This is a genomic window from Streptomyces syringium (assembly GCF_017876625.1).
In the GTDB taxonomy this organism is placed as follows: Bacteria; Actinomycetota; Actinomycetes; order Streptomycetales; family Streptomycetaceae; genus Streptomyces; species Streptomyces syringius.
This window is the reverse complement of record NZ_JAGIOH010000001.1, coordinates 2,354,663-2,370,278: the sequence shown is the minus strand read 5'-3', so window position 1 is coordinate 2,370,278 and position 15,616 is coordinate 2,354,663. Positions and strand designations below refer to the sequence as shown.

Here is a 15,616-nt window from a genome sequence, read left to right as displayed (position 1 = left end):
GACGCCATCTGTTGCGCACGCGCTGGTTGCGCGACCCTTGCGTACCGAGGTGGCAGTCATAAGACTGCGAGCGGAACTAGAACGCGTACCAGTTCGGCCAGGGGTCGGTGGTGGTCAGGCAGGGCCCCGGGAAGACACAGCTCCGTGGGCGCCGGGACGTCCCGCGGCGCTCACGAGAGGACGAGTCATGGCCGCGGAACCCGTCATCGTCGAAGCCGTGCGCACCCCCATCGGCAAGCGCCAGGGGGCGCTCGCCAATCTCCACCCCGCCTATCTGCTGGGGGAGACCTACCGAGAGATCATCGCCCGCACCGGCATCCAGCCCGACTGCGTCGAGCAGATCGTCGGCGGCACGGTCACCCACGCCGGTGAGCAGTCCATGAACCCGGCACGCACCGCCTGGCTCGCCATGGGCCTGCCCTACGAGACCGCCGCGACCACCGTGGACGCCCAGTGCGGCTCCTCCCAGCAGGCCAACCACCTGGTGGCCAACATGGTCGCGGGCGGGGTCATCGACATCGGCATCGCCTGCGGCGTCGAGGCCATGAGCCGGGTCCCGCTGGGCAGCGGCTCCAAGCACGGGCCGGGAAAGCCCTTCCCCGACGAGTGGAACGTCGATCTGCCCAACCAGTTCGAGGCGGCCGAGCGGATCGCCCGCAGGCGCGGTCTGACCCGTGAGCGGGTCGACGCGCTCGGGCTGCTCTCCCAGGAGCGGGCGGCCCGGGCCTGGGCCGAGGAGCGCTTCAAGCGGGAGGTCTTCGCGGTCCAGGTGCCCACCACCGAGGAGGAGCAGTACGCCGGGCAGGGCATGTGGCGGCTCGTCGACCGCGACGAGGGATTACGCGACACCTGCGCCGAGGCGCTCGCCGGGCTCAAGCCCGTCATGCCGACGGCGGTGCACACCGCCGGGAACTCCTCGCAGATATCCGACGGGGCGGCGGCCCTGATGTGGGCCTCCAAGCGCATGGCCCGCGCCCTGAAGCTGCGCCCCCGCGCCCGGATCGTCGCCCAGGCCCTGGTCGGCGCGGACCCGCACTTCCACCTCGACGGCCCGGTCGACGCCACGCGGGCCGTGCTCGGCAAGGCGGGCATGTCGCTGCGGGACATCGACCTGGTGGAGGTCAACGAGGCCTTCGCGTCCGTGGTGCTGTCGTGGGCGCAGGTCTTCGACCAGGACCTGGAGAAGGTCAACGTCAACGGCGGCGCGATAGCGCTCGGCCACCCGGTGGGCGCGACGGGCGCGCGGCTGATCGTCACCGCGCTGCACGAGCTGGAGCGCGCGGACAAGGAATTCGCGCTCATCACGATGTGTGCGGGCGGGGCGCAGGCCACGGGCACGATCATTCAGCGCTTGTAGTGCGGGTTGTCCTGCGGACTGCGGGCCGTCTTGCCGCCTGCGGCGGCGGGCGCCCTGCGGGCGCGTCCTCAAACGCCGGACGGGCTGCTTGTGGCTGAGCTCAGCCACAAGCAGCCCGTCCGGGGCGGCTTCCATCAGTACCAGTTGTGCGTCTGCCAGAAGGCCCACGCGCCACAGGGGCTGCCGTAGCGGTCCTTCATGTAGTCCAGGCCCCACTTGATCTGGGTGGCGGGGTTGGTCTGCCAGTCGGAGCCGGCCGAGGCCATCTTCGAGCCGGGCAGCGCCTGGACCAGGCCGTAGGCGCCGCTGCCGGCGTTGGTCGCCTTGTGGTTCCAGCCGCTCTCGTGCTCCACGATCTTGCTGAAGCACTGGAACTGCGCGGAGTCCTTGATCATCTGCTTGGCGGTCTCCTGCGCGGCGGCCTTCGGGGCCGCGGTCGCGGCCTGAGCCGGCACGGAGGCGAACACGACTCCGGCGGTACCCAGGGCGAGAGCGGCACCGGCGACAGTGGCCAGCTTGCGGGAGGCGGCACGGCTGATGGTCGAGAACGTCACGTAGGAACCTTCCGTGGGGGACATGGGCGGTCGCCGGGCCGACTTGCGCTCCGGCGACTCCACCGACCATGGACGACACGGCGGGGCCTGGCAACGACCCCCCTCTCCTACCCGGCCTCGCAGGAAGGGGGCCGGGGCACGGGCCGCCGGGCCTTCGCGGAGGGGCGGACGGGCGTACGAAGCGGGGCCGTATGTGAACGGGGTCACGTGGGGGCGTTCACACATCGGTAATGGTTGAGCGCGGCTCTTGGCTGTTACTTGGCGCCCGTTTCGGCGTCCCCGAAGCGCACCGGGGCGTCGAAGGCCGCGCGGCGGGTGGCGCGGCGCAGGGCCTTCAGCACGGTGGGGCCCAGGGCGAGGGTGGCCGTCACCGTCACGATCGCCCGGGGCACGTCCCAGCCCAGGGACGTCGCCAGGCAGTACGCGACGAAGCGGGCGAGATTCTCGGGGAGCGGGTCGCCGGGGACGAAGGAGACGCCCGTGGCGAGGGAGCCGATGTACGGCCAGCCCTGAAGGTTCATGATCGTGCCGTAGAGGAGGGACGCCACCGCCCCGTATCCGGCGAGCAGCACCAGCTCCCGCCGTCCCCGCAGCCGGTCCGGCCCCGGCAGCAGTCCCGCGCCCATCGCCACCCAGCCCATGGCCAGCATCTGGAAGGGCATCCACGGCCCGACCCCGCCCGTCAGCAGCGCGGACGCGAACATCGACACCGAGCCGAGGACGAATCCGAAGCCGGGTCCGAGGACCCGGCCGGACAGCACCATGAGGAAGAACATCGGCTCGATACCGGCCGTCCCGGCCCCCAGCGGCCGCAGGGCCGCGCCCGCCGCGGCCAGCACGCCCAGCATCGCGATGGCCTTCGCGTCCAGACCGGTATCGGCGATGGTTGCCGCGACCACGGCGAGCAGCAGCGGCAGCAGCGCCGCGAAGAGCCAGGGGGCGTCCTTGGAGTGGGCCAGGCCGGAGGCGGTGTCGGCGAGCAGTGGCCAGCCGAAGGCGGCTACGCCTGTCGCTGAGACGAGGATCAGGACGGCGATGGATCTCGGGCCCAGGCGGACGGCTCGCGCCTGGCGGTCCGTGCCGGTGGCTCGCGCCTTGCGGTCCACGTCGGGGCTCCGCCCCGGGCCCCGGTCCTCGAACGCCGGACGGGCTGGGTTTTCGGGCCTGCGTTCGTCCTCGAACGCCGGACGGGCTGGACTCATGGTGTCTCCCCCAAGGCTTCGCGGACCTGCGGCACCGTGAGCCACGGTGACGGGGCCAGGATCTTCGCGACCTGGGGGGCGAAGGCCGGGGAGGAGACCACGACCTCGGGGGTCGGGCCGTCCGCGACGATCTCTCCGTCGGCGATGACGATCACCCGGTGCGCCAGCTCCGCCGCCAGTTCCACGTCGTGCGTGGCCAGGACGATCGCGTGGCCCTCGGCGGCGAGCGCGCGCAGGATCTCCACCAGGCGGGCCTTGGCCGCGTAGTCGAGGCCGCGGGTCGGCTCGTCGAGCAGGATCAGCGGCGGGCGCGCCGTCAGCACCACGGCGAGGGCGAGCGCCAGCCGCTGGCCCTCGGACAGATCGCGGGGGTGGGTCGTGTCGGACACGTCCGGCAGCAGCTCGGAGACCAGGGCCCGGCAGGTGCCCGGTGCCGCCGCCGCGTCGCCGTCGGCGGCCTCGCACTCCGCCGCGACGGTGTCCGCGTAGAGCAGGTCGCGCGGCTCCTGGGGCACGAGGCCGACGTGGCGCAGCAGCTCGGCGGGGGCCGTGCTCTGCGGGTTCACGCCACCGACCCGCACCGAGCCCGAGGCGGGCCTGTGCATGCCGACCAGCGTGCGCAGCAGCGTCGACTTGCCCGCGCCGTTGCGGCCCATCAGCGCGACGGTCTCCCCGGCCCGTACGGTCAGGGCGACGTCGTGCAGGGCGACGACCCGGCCGTGCCGGACGCCGAGGCCGGTCACCGACGCGGGTGCGGGGCCGTCGGTGACCGATGGGGCTTCCGGGGCGGCGGGGGCGTCCAGCCCTGCCAGCCGCTCCCGCAGCGGGGCGGCCTTGCGGCGCGCGTCCCGGACGGACAGGGGCAGCGGCGACCAGCCCGCGAGCCGCCCCAGGGCGACCACGGGCGGGTGGACGGGCGAGACGGCCATGATCTCGGCGGGGTCGCCGACGACGGGGGCCGCGCCCGGCGCGGGCAGCAGGATCACCTGGTCCGCGTACTGCACGACCCGCTCCAGCCGGTGCTCGGCCAGCAGGACCGTCGTGCCGAGGTCGTGCACGAGGCGTTGCAGCACGGCGAGGACCTCCTCGGCGGCGCCGGGGTCCAGCGCGGACGTCGGCTCGTCGAGGACCAGCACCTTGGGGTGGGTGGTCAGCACCGAGCCGATCGCGACGCGCTGCTGCTGCCCGCCGGAGAGGGTGGAGATGGGGCGGTCGCGCAGGGTGGCGAGCCCCAGCAGATCGAGGGTCTCCTCGACGCGGCGGCGCATCACGTCGGGCGCGAGGCCCAGGGACTCCATGCCGTAGGCGAGCTCGTCCTCGACGGTGTCGGTGACGAAGTGGGCCAGCGGGTCCTGGCCGACGGTGCCGACGACGTCGGCGAGCTCGCGCGGCCGGTGCGTGCGGGTGTCACGGCCCGCGACGGTGACCCGGCCGTGCAGGGTGCCGCCGGTGAAGTGCGGCACGAGCCCGCTGACGGTGCCGAGCAGCGTCGACTTGCCGACGCCGGACGGCCCGACGAGCAGGCACAGCTCCCCTTCGGGGACGGTGAGGTCCACCCCCCGCAAGGAGGGGGCTGCGGCGTCGTCGTAGGTGACCGACACCTGCTCGAAGTGGATCACCGGTTCTCCTCGGAGTGGGACGGATGGGTGGACGGGCCGACCGGCCTCGGCGCCACGAACGCCGGCAGCAGACCGAGCAGGATCGACGCCGCCGGCCACAGCGGCAGCTCCGGTGAGGTCAGCGGCACGGCCGGGGGGTGCAGGGCCTGCGGGGCGTACGAGCTCGCCCAGATCGTCAGGGCCGCGACCGCCGCGCCCGAACCGGACACCAGCCACGCGCGCGTGCCCCACCGGTCGGGCCGGTAGCGGGTGCGGACCGAGCGGCGGCCGCCCAGCCACAGGCCCGCCAGCGCGGCGGCGAGCCCGGCCACCAGCACCGCAAGGCCGTAGCCCGCTCCCTGGTCGGCGAGCAGTCCGTAAGTACCGGCGCAGACGCCCAGCAGTCCGCCCAGCGTCAACGCCGTCGTGGTGTGCCGGACGGCGCGCGGGACCTCGGCGCTGCGGCCGTAGCCGCGCGCGTCCATGGCCGCCGCCAGCGCCACCGAACGCTCCAGCGCTCCCTCCAGCACCGGCAGCCCCACCTGGAGCAGGGCCTTGAGTCCCCGGTCAGGGCGGCCGCGCAGACGGCGGGCGGCGCGCAGCCGCTGGACGTCCGCGACGAGGTTGGGTGCGAAGGTCATGGCGACGACGATGGCCACCCCCGCCTCGTACAGCGCGGCGGGCAGGGACTTCAGCAGCCGGGCCGGATTGGCGAGCGCGTTGGCCGCGCCGACGCAGATCAGCAGGGTGGCCAGCTTCAGGCCGTCGTAGAGCGCGAAGACCAGCCCCTCGGCGGCCACCCGGCCGCCGATCCGTACCCCCTTCGCCCAGTCCGGGAGCGGGACCTCGGGGAGGGTGACGAGGATGTGCGTGCCCGGGATCGGCGAGCCGAGCACGATCGCGAACACCAGCCGGATGGCGATCACGGCCAGGCCGAGCTTGAGGAACGCGCCGTACGAGCGCGCCCACGGGGCGTCCGTGCGCCGCGCGGCCACCACGTATCCGGCGACGGCGACCAGCAGGCCGAGCAGCAGCGGGTTCGTCGTGCGTGAGGCGGCGGTGGCCAGCCCGAGCGCCCATATCCACCAGGCGCCCGCGTGCAGCGCGGACGCCCGTGCGGTGACGGGCGCGGGGCCCGCCCGCCCGGTCCGGTGGCCGCCGGCCCGCGGCGGGGTCGTCCCACTCATGCGCGGCGGCGGGCCTGCCACACGGCGGCGCCGCCGAGGACGACCACGGCGGCGATACCGACGAGCAGACCGGCGGAAGGACCGTCGTCGTCCCCGCCGTCGGACTTCTTCGAGGCGGAGGCGTCGGCGGACGGCTGCTGCCCGGACTCCTGCGCGCCCACCTGCTCACCGCAGCCCGACTTCGGGTAGCCCGCGATGGCGCACAGCAGTGCCGCGGAGTTGTAGCGCAGCGGCTTGGCGACGGCCGCCAGCGCGTCACCGGCGCGGGCGTCCTCACCGACCTGTGCGCACGCGATGCGCTGCCGGGGCGGGCGCTCGCCGCCCGGCGCGTGCTCGGGTATGCCGAAGTCGAGGACGACCGCGACGCGCTTGCTGCCGTCCTTCGCCGGCGTGGCGGCGCAGATCGCCGAGAAGTCGCCCTTGTCGCGGGGTTTCGCGGCGTGCGCGGAGTCCTCGCTGACCGCGAACCGGAAGCCGATGGTGTCCCCGTCGTCCGGCCGCAGCACCGAAGGCCCCTGGGTGGCGTACGCCCAGCCGCTGCCGGTGTGCTCCCAGAACGACCAGTACCGGTACCCCGCCGCCTGCGCGGGCACGGCCCCCAGGACGGCGAGGAGCCCGGCTATCAGCAGCGGGCCGACGGCTCGCGCGGCGGAACGCGCCACCGTCACAGCTGCTGCTTCTTGTTGCGGCCGCTGATCAGGAAGCCGACACCGACGCTCGCGACGAAGAAGATGCCGACGATCCACCAGATGCCGATGGTGTCGTCGTCCTTCTTCTTCTCGTCCTTGGTCTCCGTCGATGACGGAGAAGCCTCCGCCTTCGGACCGGTCGCGGTCAACTGCTGCACCAGGTCCACACCGGCGAAGTCACGCGGGTTGCCGCCGGCGGCATGCACGGCGAGCACGAGCTTGGAGAGCCGGCCGGGGTCGCCCTTGGCCCAGTCGGCGGTCTTGTTGGCGCCGTCACCGAGCCACTTCAGCGGCTTGGCCGCGGCGTCGCGGTGGCCGCCCGCCGCGAGGGCGAGGGTGGCGTCGGCGGTGAGGGCCGGATCGGCCCCGCCCTGCGGCATGGCGGACTTCATGAAGCCGTTGTTCGCATCGGTCTTCGCGGCCAGGTAGGCGGCCGCGGCGGCACCGGCGGACGGCGCGTCCTTGGGCTTGGCCGACTCGTCGTCGGCGCACTCGAGCGGCTTGACGGGCATGTCGCCGCCCTTGACGGGTGTGACGAGGTAGCCCTTGCCGAGCGCGGCCAGCGCGGCGGCGGTCGTGGCCAGGTCGTTGGGGGTGAGCTTGCCCTTCTGGTCCGGGTAGGCGAAGACGCCCCGCTCGTCCTCCTTCTGGTCACAGCCGAGCTGGAAGCCGATGAGCGCGTCGTAGGGGTTCTTGCCGTCCTTGGCCGTCACCTTGGCGGGGTCCTGGCCGGTGGCCGCGTAGGCGCCGATCGCGGTGGAGGTGGAGTTGGGGTCGCTGGGGGCGCCGGGGGTCATGCCCCAGCCGCCGTCCTCGTTCTGGTGGGCCTTGAGCCAGGCCAGGCCCTTCTTCACCGCGTCGCCGTGCCCGCCGGTGGCCGCGAGGCCCTGCACGGCGAGGGCGGTCTGGTCGGTGAACTCGCCGGCCTTGGCGTCGCACGCCTTGGCCGTGTCCGCCCGGTACGCGGCGAAGCCGCCGTCCGCGCACTGCTGCCCTGCGAGCCAGTCGGTGGCCTGCTTCGGCGGGGCGACGTCCGTCGCCTTCTGTGCGAGGAGGGCCAGGGACTGCCGGAAGACACCGTCGAACTGCGGGTCCTTCTTGCCGTACAGCCCCGGGGCGGTGGCCGGGGACGGTGAGCCGTCGGCGAACGCGGCAGGGGCCACGGCCGCGCTGAGGACGGCCGCGGTGGCCAGGGCCGCGGCGCCGCGGCGCGCGTGGACGGCGAAGGAGGGGGCCATGGAAGTCGGTGCCTCTCGGTGGGTGTGTCTCGCTGCGGTGGGCGGCATACGGCTGGGTGCTGCGGGTGGTGCACAGCCTCGCACGGCAGCCCAGCCGCGCACCTCACGCGGTGGCACCGGGACGTCGGCTCCGTATACCTCGACGGCGCCGGTGTCCGGACGGCACCGCACGCGGCACGACCGGCTCCGGGGACCTGCCGCCACGGAGCGGGAGCTCCGGCTCACCCGGCCCGCACCGGGGTGCGGGCCGCGCTCACGGTTGCGGGTCAGCGCCGGATTCGCACCGGCTTTCCCCGTTCCGAGGCGGGATGAAGTTGTCACGCACACTTTAGCTGTCGCTTTACGGACACCGGATGCCCTCCGGGCGGGCGGGGCGAAGGCGGCGCGGTGGCCCGGCCGGGGCCTGGCCGCTCGGGGCGGGGCTGCCGCTGCGGGGCGCGGCTGCCGCGTCGCGGCGGGGTGCGGTGGGGGCCGGGGCGTGCCGGGCCGGTCAGGGCGCGCCCTGCGCTTCGGCGCGTCGCAGCGAGGCCGGCGTGCGCCCGGTGAAGTCCCGCGCGGTACGGGTGAAGTGGGCCTGGTCGGCGAAGCCCGCGGTGGCCGCGGCCAGGGCGGCGGTCGACTCCGGCAGGCCGGCGACCGCGGTGGAGAGCCGGCCCCACTGGCGCAGGCGGACCAGCGCGATGCCCACGTCCCGGCGGACCAGGGCGCGCAGCCGCGGGGCCGACAGGCCGACCTCGTCGGCGAGGGAGGCGATGGGCAGGTCCGGGTCGCGCGACGTGCACAGATGGATGGCGTGAGCGACTCTCGGATCGAGTGGGACCGGGTCCCCGGCGAGTGCCCGTAGCTCGGTGTATCCGGCGGCAAGGTCCGCGTCGGTGCCGGGGCCGTCGGAACCGGTGGTGCCGAGCGCGGCGAGCAGGCGGCGGACCACGCCGGCATCGAGCCGGACCGGCTCCGGGCGGGAGGGCAGCAGCCAGGCGTCGATGAACAGGGCGGCATAGGGAGAGGTCGCCGCACAGCTGTGGACCAGCTGCGGCGGCACGATCAGCCCGGGCGCCGTCACCACGGGCCGTCCCGGCCGGTGGAGTTCGGCGTGGCCGCCGATCGGCAGCACGGCCTTCCACGCGGGCAGCCGGTGCGGGGCGACACGGAACGGGCGCGATTCGGCGAACATCGTCGCTCCGGTGTCGCGGGCGAAGACGACGCGGCGATCGTTTTGTTCAAGTGCCCAGGCACGCGGTGAACGGATCATCGTGCCATGCACGCTATCGCTGCCGCCGGGTTGGCGGTGTTCCTGGTCGTCACGGGGGTCCTGCACTTCCTGACCCCCGGCTACTTCCGCGTGCTGGTTCCCGCATGGCTGCGCCGGGAGCGGCTCCTCGTGGCCGTCACGGGGGCGGCGGAGGTCGTGGTGGGCGCGCTGGTGCTGGTTCCGCGCAGCCGGGCGGCCGGGGGCTGGGCCGCCGCCGCCCTGATCGCCTGCTACCTGGTGTCCCACGCGGACGCGCTGCGACGCGCGCGGCCGGACCGGCCCCGGCTGCTGGAGCGGCCGGCCGGCGCGGTGGCCCGGCTGGTGGTGAACGTCCTGTACATCGCGTGGGCGGTCGCCGTGGCCGCATCAGCGGCCTGATGCCGGTGCACGGGGACCGGTCCGTCCCAGGCGGCGGCGAAGGCCGGCGCGGTCAGAGTCGTCGCAGTCAGAGAGGAAGTCATGCCATGAGTCATCGCATCGTCGTCGTGGGCGCCGGTTACGCCGGTCTGTTGGCGACCAAGCGCCTCGCCCGCAAGCTGCGCCGCGGCGACGTCACCATCACGCTGGTCAATGCCTCGGACCGGTTCGTGGAACGCGTACGGCTCCATCAGTTCGCCGCCGGGCAGCCATGGTCGGCGGCGTCGTTGCGGCGACAACTGAGCGGTACCCCGGTCCAGCTGGTCGTCGCACGCGTGACGGAGATCGACCCCACCGGCCGGAGGGTGTGTCTGGACGTCGCGCCCGGAGCGATCGGCTACGACACCCTGGTGTACGCGGCGGGCAGCCGGGCGCGGCTCGACGAGGTCCCCGGAGCGGCCGAGCACGCCTACGCCGTCGCCGACCTCGAGCAGGCGACGCGGTTGCGGCACCGGGTCGCCGAGATCGCGTCCGGCGGCACGGTCGCGGTGGTCGGCGGAGGGCTGACCGGCCTGGAAACCGCCGCGGAGCTGGCCGAGAGCTGTCCCGGGCTGCGCGTCCGGCTGTTCACCGGTGCCGATGACGTCGGCTCCGGGCTCGCGCCGCGAGCCCGGACCCATCTGCGGCGGGCTCTCGACCGGCTGGACGTCTCGGTTCATCCGAGGAGCGTCGTCGCGGCGGTGCGGGAGGACGGCCTGGACATCCGCGGGGGTGCGTCGTTCGCCGCTGACGCCGTGGTGTGGACCACCGGGTTCCGTGCGCCGGAGCTGGCCCGCGAGGCAGGGTTCGCCACGGATGGGAGCGGCCGGATGCTCGTCGACGCCACCCTGCGCTCGCTCTCGCACCCCGAGGTGTACGCCGTCGGCGACGCGGCTGCCGGGGTGTCGGTGACCGGGGCACCGAGCCGGATGTCCTGCCAGGCGGCCCTGCCGATGGGCCGGGGTGTGGCCGATGTCGTCGCGGCTCGGCTGACGGGCCGGGAGCCCGGTCCCGTCCGGATCGGTTACGCCTTCACCAACATCAGCCTCGGCAGGCGTGACGGTGTCGTCCAGTTCACCCGCGCCGACGACCGCCCGCGCGGGTTCGCCCTGACAGGACGCGCCGCGGCAGTTTTCAAGGAGGCTGTCGTGCGCAGCACGATCCGTTCCGAGGCGGGGTGAAAAAACAGCCCGTCCGGCGTTTGAGGACGCGCCCGCAGGGCGCTTGCCGCCGTAGGCGGCACCCCCGCAGTCGAAGGTCCGCATTGCCTCTGTCCATCGGAACTGCTATCAGTTCTGATGCAGCGTCAGATCGGGGGCCGGGTCGCCGGATCGTCGTGGGAGGTAGTGCGGATGCGTGGAGTCATCGAGCACGAACAGCTCTTCATCGGCGGGGTGATGGTCGATCCGGGCGGTACGGACACCATCGACGTCGTCTCGCCGCACACCGAGCGCGTCATCGGGCGGGTGCCGCACGCCACGCGCGCCGACGTGGACCGGGCCGTCGCGGCGGGGCGGGCGGCGTTCGAGTCCGGGGTCTGGGCGCGGCGGCCGCTCGGCGAGCGGATCGAGGTCGTCACGCGGATCAAGGACGCGATCGCCGCCCGGCACGAGGAGATCGCCGAGGTCATCTCCGCGCAGAACGGGTCCCCCTACTCCTGGAGCGTCCTCGGGCAGGCGCTCGGCGCCATGATGGTCTGGGACTGCGCGATCACCGTCGCCCGGGACTTCCCCTACGAGGAGCGGCGGGCCGGTGTCCTCGGACCGCTGCTCGTGCGGCGCGAGCCGGTCGGGGTCGTGGCGGCCGTCGTGCCGTGGAACGCACCGCAGTTCGTGGCGGCCGCCAAGCTCGCGCCCGCGCTGCTGGCCGGCTGTTCGGTCGTCCTCAAGCCGTCCCCGGAGACACCGCTGGACGCCTATCTGCTCGCGGAGATCGTCGCCGGGGCAGGGCTGCCCGAAGGCGTGCTGTCGATCCTGCCCGCCGGCCGTGAGGTCGGCGAGTACCTCGTCGGGCACCCCGGCATCGACAAGGTGTCCTTCACCGGCTCCGTGGAGGCGGGCCGGCGGGTCATGGCGACCGCCGCCCGCAATCTCACCCGCGTCACCCTGGAGCTCGGCGGCAAGTCCGCCGCCGTCATCCTCCCCGACGCCGACCTCGACGCGGCCGTCGCCGGCATCGTGCCCGCCGCCTGGATGAACAACGGCCAGACCTGTGTGGCCCAGACCCGCGTCCTGGCGCCCCGCGCCCACTACGACGAGCTCGCCGAGCGCTTCGCCGCCGCCGCGTCCGCCTTCGTCGTCGGCGACCCGCTGGACGCCGCCACCCAGATCGGCCCGCTCGTCGCGGAGCGCCAGCGGCGCCGGTCGCTGGACTACATCGCGCTCGGGCAGCGCGAGGGCGCCAAGGTCCTCGCCGGGGGCGGCCGGCCCGCCGGGCAGGAGCGCGGGTGGTACGTCGAGCCCACCCTCTTCGGCGACGTCGCCAACACCATGCGGATCGCCCGCGAGGAGATCTTCGGCCCGGTCGTCTGCCTCCTGCCGTACGAGGACGAGGAGGAGGCCGTCCGCATCGCCGACGACTCCGACTACGGGCTCTCCGGCAGCGTCTGGACCCGTGACGTCGAGCGCGGCATCGATGTCGCGCGACGGGTGCGCACCGGCACGTACTCCGTGAACACCTTCAGCCTCGACATGCTCGGCCCCTTCGGAGGCTACAAGAATTCCGGCCTGGGGCGGGAGTTCGGGCCCGAGGGCTTCGCCGCCTATCTGGAACACAAGACGATCCACCTGCCCGCCGGTTACGAGGCACCGTGATGAGCGAGCGCTGGCACGTGGAGGTCGACCGGAGCGTCTGCGTCGGCTCGGGGATGTGCGCGGGGATCGCACCGTGGGCGTTCCGGCTCGACACCGCCCGGCAGTCCCACCCGGCCGAACCGGAGACCGACGCGGCCGGGCCCGTGCTCGCCGCCGCGGAGAGCTGCCCCGTCGAGGCCATCACCCTGCGGACCCTCGACGACGGTGCCGCGGTCTTCCCGCCCGAGGACGCATGACCGGGGGCCCGGGGACGTACCGGCAACCGGAACGGAGAGAGCCCACAACCGGAACACGCGTCGCCTTGTTACTCGTGCGTTCCTCATAGCGGGTTCATGACATATGCGACTGTCCCCTCGCGGTGACGCCGTGGAACCCTCACGACGTCACCGGACGAGGGAGTGCGATGAACAAGGGCTACGCCGTCTACTGCGACGCGGACCGCCGGTTCTACGACGCCCCGCACCGCCTGCCCGCCGACGGCGACGGCCCCACCGCCTTCTACGCGACCGCCCGGCGCGAGCCTCCCGCCGGCTGGCAGCGCCACGACTCCGCCGACTGGCGCGCCTACCGGCCGCTCGACGCCCAACTTCCCAGCCAGGGCTGGAAGATCCACCTCTCCGCGTGCCTGGACAACGCCGAGCGGATCCTCACCGCCGTCTGGGACTACTGCGTACCGCGGCGCATCGCCTTCAAGTGCGTGCCGAGCCCGTACCTCCTGCACACCCGCAACGCCAAGTACGCCGACCGGGGCGGCAGCGGGAAGTTCATCACCGTCTACCCCGCCGACGACGCCCAGTGCCGGGCCGTCGCCGAGGACCTCGACGCCCTGCTGACCGGCGAGGCGGGCCCGTACATCCTCACCGACCTGCGCTGGGGCGACGGGCCGGTGTACGTGCGGTACGGCAGCTTCACCGAGCGGCACTGCTACGACGACAAGGGCGAGCTGCGCCCGGCCGTCGAGAACGCCGACGGGGTGCTCGTGCCAGACCGCCGGGACCCCGCCTTCCACGTCCCGGACTGGATCAGCCTGCCCGACTTCCTCGCCCCGCACCTCGCGGCCCGCTCGGCGACGACGGTCAGCGACATCCCGTACCGGATCGACCGCGCCCTGCACTTCTCCAACGGCGGCGGCGTCTACGTCGGCACCGACCTGCGCACGGACCGGCAGGTCGTCCTCAAGGAAGGCCGCCCGCACGCGGGCCTGGCCGCCGACGGCGCCGACGCGGTGACCCGGCTGGAGCGGGAACGGGACGCCCTGCGCGCGCTGTCGGGGCTGCCGTACACCCCCGAGGTGCACGACTACTTCACCCTCGGCGACCACCACTTCCTGGTGCTCGAATTCATCGAGGGCCGGCCGCTCAACACCTTCTTCGCCCGGCGGCACCCGCTGGTCGACCCGGACCCCGGCGCCGAGGCCCTCGCCGCCTACACGGACTGGGCGATGCGGCTGTACCGGCTGGTCGAGGAGGCCGTCGACGCCGTCCACGCGCGCGGCATCGTCTTCAACGACCTGCACCTGTTCAACATCATGGTCGCCGAGGACGAGGAGTCGGTGGTCCTCCTCGACTTCGAAGCCGCCGCGCACATCGACGAGGGCCGCCGCCAGACCATCGCCAACCCCGGCTTCGTCGCCCCGGCCGACCGCAAGGGCTTCGACGTCGACCGCTACGCCCTGGCCTGTCTGCGCATCGCCCTCTTCCTGCCGCTGACGAGCCTGTTCGCCGTCGACCCGCACAAGGCGGCACACCTGGCGCGGACGGCGCGCGAGCAGTTCCCGGTGCCGCCCGGCTACTTCGACGAGGCGGTCGCGGAGATCGTCCACGGGCCGCGTGGCGAGCGTGCCGCGCCCGCCGCGGATTCCGTGCGGGGGAGCGGGCCCGACGGCCCGGCCGGCCCCGTCACCGCCGACGGCTACCTGCCCGTCGACCTCGCCGACTGGCCGCGCAGCCGCGACTCCATGACCGAGGCCGTCCTCGCCTCGGCCACCCCCCAGCGCGAGGACCGCTGCTTCCCCGGCGACATCGCCCAGTTCGCCACCGGCGGCGGCATCTGCTTCGCCTACGGCGCGGCCGGCGTGCTGTACGCCCTGGACGCCACCGGCGGACGCGACCGGTGCGGCGACGCCGAGGAATGGCTGCTGCGCCACACCAAGAGGCCCCGGCCCGGCACCCCCCTCGGTTTCTACGACGGACTCGCCGGCGTCGCCTGGGTCCTCGAACGGCTCGGCCACCGCGCCCGCGCCCTGGAACTCGCCGAGACGATCACCGCCCAGAACTGGGACCAGATCGCCCCCGACCTGCACAGCGGCCTCGCCGGCCTCGGCCTCGCCCTCGACTCCCTGGCCACCACCACGGGCGAGAGCGCCCTCCACGACGCGGCCCTGCGCTGCGCGGAACTGGTCATGGCCAAGCCGGTCGCCGAGGCGGGCGGCAAGCCCCGCGCCGGCCTCCTCCACGGCGCCACCGGCACCGCCCTGCTCCTGCTGCGCCTCTACGAACGCACCGGCGAGCCCGCACTCCTCGACCACGCCGCCGACGCCCTCCGCCGCGACCTCGCCCGCTGCGTCCTCGGCGTGGGCGAGGTCCTCCAGGTCGACGAGGGCTGGCGCACCATGCCCTACCTCGGCGCCGGAAGCGTCGGCATCGGCATGCTGCTCGACGACTACCTCGCCCACCGGCCCGACGCGGACTTCGAGCAGGCGCGGGGCCGGATCGTCCGGGCCGCCCAGGCCACCTTCTACGCGCAGCCCGGCCTCTTCCGGGGCACCGCGGGCATGGTGCTGTACCTGAGCCGCACCACGGCCGCCGGACCCGGCACCGCCCCCGCCGACCTGCACCGCCAGATCGGCTCCCTGGCCTGGGGCGCCGTCCCCTTCCAGGGCCATCTGGCCTTCCCCGGCGAGCAGATGATGCGCCTGTCGATGGACCTGTCCACCGGCACCGCCGGCTGTCTGCTCGCCCTGGGCAGCGCCCTCCACACCGCACCGGTGCACCTGCCCTTCCTCCCGCCGCTCCGGCGGCCCCCAGAGCCGGCCCTTCGGGGTCGTACAGAAAAACACCCCGTCCCCACGAGTGAGAGGAACTGACATGACCCTTCTCGACCTGCAGACGATGGAGACCCCCAAGGCCGAGGTGACCAACGAGTTCGGCGGTGGCGGTGGCGGTAGCCGCGCCAGCCTGCTGCTCTGTGGTGACAGCAGCCTGTCGGTCGTCACCTGCAACTGATCGCGGGCGCACGGCGGTCGCAGACCGCCACGTCACGATCGTGGTGACGTAACCCGCGCTCACGGTCGAACCGGTCCCGGGCGCACCGCCGCCCGGGACCGGTTCG

The 15,616-nt window shown here is 73.8% G+C and carries 14 protein-coding genes and 1 riboswitch; of the genes, 7 read left to right on the top strand and 7 right to left on the bottom strand.

Features of this window, described 5'->3' with window-relative positions; genetic code table 11:
* The first annotated feature begins 187 nt into the window (after positions 1 to 187).
* Complete coding sequence (locus JO379_RS10455; protein WP_130877542.1) at positions 188 to 1,357, top strand: steroid 3-ketoacyl-CoA thiolase; 1,170 nt, start codon at positions 188 to 190, stop codon at positions 1,355 to 1,357.
* Between the two features lie 134 nt (positions 1,358 to 1,491).
* Here the strand turns inward: JO379_RS10455 and JO379_RS10450 are convergent, their stop codons facing one another.
* The 7 genes from JO379_RS10450 to JO379_RS10420 all read right to left on the bottom strand — a co-directional run bounded on the left by JO379_RS10450 (position 1,492) and on the right by JO379_RS10420 (position 8,999).
* Positions 1,492 to 1,935, bottom strand: coding sequence for an aggregation-promoting factor C-terminal-like domain-containing protein (locus tag JO379_RS10450; RefSeq protein ID WP_130877541.1), 444 nt, complete (start codon positions 1,933 to 1,935; stop codon positions 1,492 to 1,494).
* 230 nt (positions 1,936 to 2,165) lie between these two features.
* Positions 2,166 to 3,113, bottom strand: coding sequence for an ECF transporter S component (locus JO379_RS10445; RefSeq protein ID WP_130877540.1), 948 nt, complete (start codon positions 3,111 to 3,113; stop codon positions 2,166 to 2,168).
* Entirely contained in the window at positions 3,110 to 4,732 is a 1,623-nt protein-coding gene (locus JO379_RS10440) for an ABC transporter ATP-binding protein (protein WP_130877539.1), read from the bottom strand. Before JO379_RS10440 ends, JO379_RS10445 begins: the two co-directional genes overlap by 4 nt.
* The gene (locus JO379_RS10435; RefSeq protein ID WP_209514707.1) at positions 4,729 to 5,898 is read right to left on the bottom strand and encodes a CbiQ family ECF transporter T component; all 1,170 of its coding nucleotides are present in this window, start codon (positions 5,896 to 5,898) and stop codon (positions 4,729 to 4,731) included. The genes JO379_RS10440 and JO379_RS10435 overlap by 4 nt, the downstream gene beginning before the upstream one ends.
* Positions 5,895 to 6,566, bottom strand: coding sequence for an SCO2322 family protein (locus tag JO379_RS10430; RefSeq protein WP_372449064.1), 672 nt, complete (start codon positions 6,564 to 6,566; stop codon positions 5,895 to 5,897). Before JO379_RS10430 ends, JO379_RS10435 begins: the two co-directional genes overlap by 4 nt.
* Complete coding sequence (locus tag JO379_RS10425) at positions 6,563 to 7,825, bottom strand: SCO2321 family membrane protein (protein ID WP_242626007.1); 1,263 nt, start codon at positions 7,823 to 7,825, stop codon at positions 6,563 to 6,565. The genes JO379_RS10430 and JO379_RS10425 overlap by 4 nt, the downstream gene beginning before the upstream one ends.
* 224 nt (positions 7,826 to 8,049) lie before the next feature.
* Positions 8,050 to 8,167: riboswitch (cobalamin riboswitch) on the bottom strand.
* A gap of 148 nt (positions 8,168 to 8,315) precedes the next feature.
* Positions 8,316 to 8,999, bottom strand: a complete 684-nt coding sequence (locus JO379_RS10420; protein WP_130877536.1) for a helix-turn-helix domain-containing protein — start codon at positions 8,997 to 8,999, stop codon at positions 8,316 to 8,318.
* Positions 9,000 to 9,083: 84 nt separating this feature from the next.
* On the opposite strand from JO379_RS10420, the gene JO379_RS10415 reads away from it, so the two are divergent.
* The 6 genes from JO379_RS10415 to JO379_RS10390 all read left to right on the top strand — a co-directional run bounded on the left by JO379_RS10415 (position 9,084) and on the right by JO379_RS10390 (position 15,510).
* The gene (locus JO379_RS10415) at positions 9,084 to 9,455 is read left to right on the top strand and encodes a DoxX-related protein (protein WP_130877535.1); all 372 of its coding nucleotides are present in this window, start codon (positions 9,084 to 9,086) and stop codon (positions 9,453 to 9,455) included.
* Positions 9,456 to 9,541: 86 nt separating this feature from the next.
* Positions 9,542 to 10,654, top strand: a complete 1,113-nt coding sequence (locus tag JO379_RS10410; protein WP_209514705.1) for an NAD(P)/FAD-dependent oxidoreductase — start codon at positions 9,542 to 9,544, stop codon at positions 10,652 to 10,654.
* Between the two features lie 171 nt (positions 10,655 to 10,825).
* Positions 10,826 to 12,286, top strand: coding sequence for an aldehyde dehydrogenase (locus tag JO379_RS10405; RefSeq protein ID WP_209514703.1), 1,461 nt, complete (start codon positions 10,826 to 10,828; stop codon positions 12,284 to 12,286).
* Positions 12,286 to 12,522 carry a ferredoxin gene (locus JO379_RS10400; protein ID WP_209514701.1) on the top strand — a complete coding sequence of 79 codons (237 nt, stop codon included), beginning with the start codon at positions 12,286 to 12,288 and terminating at the stop codon, positions 12,520 to 12,522. Before JO379_RS10405 ends, JO379_RS10400 begins: the two co-directional genes overlap by 1 nt.
* A 167-nt stretch (positions 12,523 to 12,689) precedes the next feature.
* A complete protein-coding gene (gene lanKC / locus JO379_RS10395) occupies positions 12,690 to 15,371 on the top strand; it encodes a class III lanthionine synthetase LanKC (protein WP_209514698.1) in 2,682 nt (893 codons plus the stop codon).
* Position 15,372: 1 nt separating this feature from the next.
* Entirely contained in the window at positions 15,373 to 15,510 is a 138-nt protein-coding gene (locus JO379_RS10390; RefSeq protein ID WP_130877530.1) for a SapB/AmfS family lanthipeptide, read from the top strand.
* Positions 15,511 to 15,616: the final 106 nt, after the last annotated feature.